This window comes from Caldimonas sp. (assembly GCF_046289365.1).
In the GTDB taxonomy this organism is placed as follows: domain Bacteria; phylum Pseudomonadota; class Gammaproteobacteria; order Burkholderiales; family Burkholderiaceae_C; genus Caldimonas.
The window spans coordinates 1-4,818 of the sequence record NZ_JBKBVU010000223.1 but is presented as its reverse complement, the minus strand read 5'-3'; the positions used below and the strand labels follow the sequence as shown (position 1 = coordinate 4,818).

Below are 4,818 nucleotides of genomic sequence, written 5' to 3'. Positions count from 1 at the left end.
GGCAGGAAATTTGTCTGGTTCTCGGTCGGTGCGACACCCGTTTCTACGCCAAGGACGACTCTCTTCGGTGGCGCGCGCTCCCCGCCTGCCTGCGCCGTGCCGTGCAAGAGGTCGACTTGGTGGTCGCCTCCACGCCCGCCTTGGCCGAGGTGATTCACCAGGAGACTGGCGGCGACCGGCCGATCCAGGTCATCGGCGATCCGCTTGACACGGCACTGCCGGTGGGGGGCGTCACGCTGCAGCAGCGCTGGCACGCCTGGCGTCTGCGGCGCTTCCTGGCATCACGCGACATCGCGCCCGGCCGCCGCTTGCTGTGGTTCGGCAACCATGGAGCAAGCTACGCCGACGGCGGGCTGCAGGATCTGACCCGCATCGAGCGCTCGCTACATGCGCACCATCGCACCCAGGCTGTGAGCCTGACCGTGCTGAGCAACAGCGAGGACGCCTTTCGCCGCCACCTGAGCCATTGGACATTGCCGACCCTCTATATTCCCTGGTCGCCCGCCGTGTTCCGACAGGCCCTGGCCGGTCACGCGATCGCGATCATCCCGGCCCAGATCAACCCCTTCACACGCTGCAAGACCCCCAACCGACTGGCCACAGCCTTCTACAATGGCCTGGCTGTGGCGGCCGACCGCATCCCTTCCTACGAGGAGTTCGAGGACTGGGCCGTCCTGGACGACTGGGACGAGGGCCTGGGTCGCCTGATGGCCGATGCCGGCGAACGCGAACGCCGTGTGCAGGCAGCCCGTCAGCGGTTGCTGCAGCACCACGACCTGGGCACCATCTGTCGGGCCTGGGATGCAGCACTCGCGCAACTGCTGCACCCTGCGCCCACTGCGCAGTCCGTGCATTCGACATGAACCGGGAACAGGCTTGAAGACCGAACGACTGATCGACCCGTCCACGCCGGCGCCGCCCCCCTCGGACGGCCTGCGGCTCAACCTGGGCTGCGGCTCCAAACGCATCCCAGGATTCATCGGCATCGACATCGGCGAAGGCAGTGCGGTGGACGTCCGCATGGACGTGATGGAGTACCTGCGCAGCCTGCCGGATCACAGCGTACAGGACGTCTACACGCGCCACTTTCTCGAACATGTGGACGGCCACCACCTGCGACCGATGCTGCTGGAGATCGATCGGGTCTTGCGCCCTGGAGGTAGCCTGCACATCATCGTGCCGCACTACTCCAACCCATACTTCTACTCCGATCCCACCCACCGCCTCTTCTTCGGCGTCCACACCTTCAGCTACTTCTGCGAACGTTCCTGCCTGCACCGGACCGTGCCACGCTATGCCACGATCCCCGGCTGGTCCCTCGACCAGGTGCGCGTGGGCTTCAAGCCCTATGCGCGTCCTCGCCTGCTGGGTGTGCGCGTGCCCATGCTCAGCGGCCTGCTCAACCGCGTGGTCAACCGCAGCACGCTCGGCATCGAGCTCTTCGAGCGTTACCTGTGCGGGCTCTTCTCGATCTACGAAGTGGAGTACCGCATCCGCAAGCGCGGCTCGTGAAGCGCCTGCGGCGGCTGGGCGTCTCCGCCCTCCCCGACGGACAACCAGCGCATCGCCTCGTCCCACACTGCCGGGTGAAAGGCCATGTGCACATGGGCCGTGGCCTCGAGATGCCGGTTGTCCGCGCCGGCCAGGGTGGCGGTCGATGCCGGGAAGACAATGTTGTCGCAATGCCCGTAGAAGCAGGTGAAACGCCGGTGGCATGACGGCGGCTCCTCGCTCGCCAGCGCCTCGAGCCAGGCGTTGGCCAGACGCATCTGGCGGGTGTTGCGCGCCAGGCCGAAGCGTGCCAGCCAGGTGCCGTGGTGAGGCGTGCCGATCGTGATCACGCGGTGCACGCGCCCCTGGGAGCGCCAGCGCCGCAACCAGGCTCGCGCCGCCAGCCCTCCCATGCTGTGGCACACCAGCACCGGCGGCAGTCCCGTGGCCGACTCCAGCCGGCTCACCGCCGCTTCGATGGTGTCCACATAGTCCTCGATCGAGCCGAACACCGGCTCGAGGTTGACGGCCAGGAAGGGATGCCCCTGTCGCGTCAGTTCGCGCAGCCACGGCGTCCACAGGCCCCGGTTGCACACGAAGCCATGCACAAGCACCAGGCCGCGCCGTCCGGGCCTGCCGTCCGGCCGATCGGGCACGGCATCCCAGAAGAAGGGCTGGCGCCAACAGAAGACCACGGGCGCCGTCGTCACCTCGCCCCACCAGGCGCGCAGCAACTGGCCAGCCGTCGCCCGCGGCGCCGCATCACCATCATGCAGGCAGGCCACCAGCACGAACTCCAGCGCCATCACCAGCACATACCCGGCCAAGACCATCAATGCGCCCAGTGGCATCCACGCCGGCCGCCCCAGGGCCCAGGCCGCAGCCGCCCAGCCCAGCACGAAGACCCCCAGGCCCAGCGTGAGCGCCTGCTGCAAGCGAGCCAGGCGGCTCGTCGTCCCAGCGGCACTCACGGCCCGCCCCCGCTCATGCCAGCACCGGGGTCCGCCCGGTCAGCTGCGTGGCCAGGCCGGTGGCCAGCCGGTTCGCAAAACCGTAGACCGACAACTGCGGGTTCGCCCCGATGCTGGTCGGGAAGATCGAACCGTCGATCACGCTGAGGTTCTCGAGCTGCCAATGCCGACCATCGGGCCGCACCACCCCCTGGGCTTCGCCCGCAGCCATCGCGCAACCGCCCATCACGTGGGCGCTCACCACCCGCGTGAGCAGCGGCTTCATCGGCAGCGTTTCCAGCGCCTGACGGGCCTCCTGCCAGGTGGTGTAAGGCCGGGCCATCTCGTGCACCGGAATCACCTGCCGGGCCCCGGCCGCGAACTGGATCTCGGCCATGCTCAACAGCGCCCGGCGGGCCCCGTCCATCACGAAGTCGTTGAGCGGATAGTCCAGCACCGGTGAGCCGTCATCACGCAGCACGACGCGCCCGCCCGGCGAGTCCGGATGGAAACCGTCGCGCAGCAGCGCCAGCAGGGCATGAGTGTGGGCGAACTGAGCCAGCAGCTCGGCCTGCGACCGACCGAACCCCGACAGCGTCGTGGCGAAGACCACCGGATGCAGCGGTGGCGCCTCCAGCTTGTAGCCCATCGGGCCATCGATCGGGTGGACGTCCAGGAAATGGTCCGTGTAGATCGTCTGAGGCGCCCCTTGCCACCCCTGCACACGCTGATCGAAACGGGCCGCCGAAATGACCACCGGATGCAAGAAGGTGCGACGCCCCAGCAAGCCGTGCGGATCCGGGGCCTTCGACCGCAACAACAGGGCCGGTGAGTTGATCGCACCGCCAGCCACCACATAGTGCCGCGCCTGGATGCGCGTGCCCGGCCGGCCCGTGGCCACATCGCCGTTGGGCTGCACCGGGACGCACAGCAGGCCCGAGACCCGCCCCTGATCGTGCTCAAAGCGCAGCGCGCGCGTCTCCACCAGCAAGCGAGCACCGCGCTCCAGCGCCGCCGGGATCGTGGTCACCAGCATCGACTGCTTGGCATTGGTCGGGCAGCCCATGCCGCAAGAGCCCAGGTTCCAGCAGTCCTTCACATTGCGCAAGATGGCCGGCGCGGCGATGCCGAGGCGGGCCGCGCCGCGCCGCAGCAGGTCGTTGTTCTCGTTGGGCGGCACCAGCCAGGCACCGATGTGCAGCCGCCGCTCGGCCTGCGCGAACCAGGGGCTCATCGTCAGCGGGTCCACATCGCGCAGGCCGAAGTGCTCCTGCCAATAAGCCAGCGTGGCATCGGGTGTGCGGAAGGAGCTCGTCCAGTTCACCGTCGTGGACCCTCCCACGCAGCGCCCCTGCAGGATGTTGATCGCTTTGTCCGCCGTCTTGCGCGCCGCGCTCTCCTGGTAAAGCTGCGGATAGGCCTCACTTTCGAGCTGGCGGAAGTCGCGGCTGCTGCGCAGCGGCCCCTCCTCGACGATCACCACGTCCAGCCCCACCTGCGTCAGCAGCTCGGCCGTGATGCCCGCACCCGCCCCGCTGCCCACGATCACCACGTCGCAGCCCATGCGCTCGGGGGGCTGGGCATGCCCCCCTCCCAGCACTCGCCAGCCCCGCAACAGGCCTTCGGCCACCGGATCGGGACGCCGGCTCATCGAGGCTGCCCCTCAAAGATCGGCCGGGCCGGGATAGCCCAGTGCCGGCCAATGGGCCGGTTCGGAAAAGTAGGTGCCATTGATCATGTCCCGCAGTGCGTGATAGGCCTGACGGCGCACGGCCAGCGAGGACAGCCGCATGTCCTGCAGCCCCTTCTGCACCTGCGCCACCGAGGCCTCGGCCCAGTCCGGCGCCACCCCTGCCAACCAGCGCCGCCCCGGTGGCAGGGCCAGCAACCCCAGCAACTGCCCCAGTTCGTCGCGGGTGGCCGCGGGCAGCCCGGCCGCAAAAGCCTCGAGCCGAACGATCTGCGCCTGCAGGGCCGCCTCGCGGGCCATGGGGGCCTCCGGCAGGTTGCCCTCGAGCACCGCCTCGCACAGGCGAACGAGCACCCGTCGCGTCGCCGACGTGAACCGCCCGTGCTCCAGCCCCGGGCGCCACCAAGTCAGGCCCGCGCCCAAGGCCCCCAGCACCAAGGCCGAGCCCAGCCCTAAGCGAAGGAAGGTCCGTCTCTGCATCGGCGCCAGTGTGGCACCCACCATGCCCTCTGGCCTAGGGTCCCCCCACTAACCGGCCCCCAGGCAAACCCCGACAATCCCGGCCATGCCCGTCCAGGCCGAAGACATCCTGCACGAACTGCGCGAAGTGGCCCGGGAGAGGGGACCACGGGCTGGGGGACCAGAAACCGGGGCAGAAGCCTAGGGACAGGAAAAAAAACAAAAAAG

Annotated in this window: 5 protein-coding genes; 2 read left to right on the top strand and 3 right to left on the bottom strand. The window is 68.8% G+C overall.

The features are described 5' to 3' along the window. A partial coding sequence (locus ACK42S_RS15780) for a glycosyltransferase (RefSeq protein WP_409709691.1) occupies positions 1–863 on the top strand: 863 nt, incomplete at its 5' end. Positions 864–876: 13 nt separating this feature from the next. Next, complete coding sequence (locus ACK42S_RS15775) at positions 877–1,512, top strand: class I SAM-dependent methyltransferase (RefSeq protein WP_409709688.1); 636 nt, start codon at positions 877–879, stop codon at positions 1,510–1,512. Here ACK42S_RS15775 and ACK42S_RS15770 read toward each other — a convergent pair. The 3 genes from ACK42S_RS15770 to ACK42S_RS15760 are packed head-to-tail and all read right to left on the bottom strand — an operon-like array spanning position 1,473 to position 4,611. Next, positions 1,473–2,462, bottom strand: coding sequence for an esterase/lipase family protein (locus tag ACK42S_RS15770; RefSeq protein ID WP_409709685.1), 990 nt, complete (start codon positions 2,460–2,462; stop codon positions 1,473–1,475). The genes ACK42S_RS15775 and ACK42S_RS15770 overlap by 40 nt on opposite strands. A gap of 13 nt (positions 2,463–2,475) precedes the next feature. Further along, positions 2,476–4,092, bottom strand: a complete 1,617-nt coding sequence (locus ACK42S_RS15765) for a GMC family oxidoreductase N-terminal domain-containing protein (protein ID WP_409709682.1) — start codon at positions 4,090–4,092, stop codon at positions 2,476–2,478. Positions 4,093–4,104: 12 nt separating this feature from the next. After that, complete coding sequence (locus ACK42S_RS15760; RefSeq protein ID WP_409709679.1) at positions 4,105–4,611, bottom strand: hypothetical protein; 507 nt, start codon at positions 4,609–4,611, stop codon at positions 4,105–4,107. Positions 4,612–4,818: the final 207 nt, after the last annotated feature.

Excerpts from the sequence above, each read along its gene's own strand:
- ACK42S_RS15765 (WP_409709682.1), bottom strand. The coding sequence starts at position 4,092 with ATGAGCCGGCGTCCCGATCCGGTGGCCGAAGGCCTGTTGCGGGGCTGG.
- ACK42S_RS15760 (WP_409709679.1), bottom strand. The coding sequence starts at position 4,611 with ATGCAGAGACGGACCTTCCTTCGCTTAGGGCTGGGCTCGGCCTTGGTG.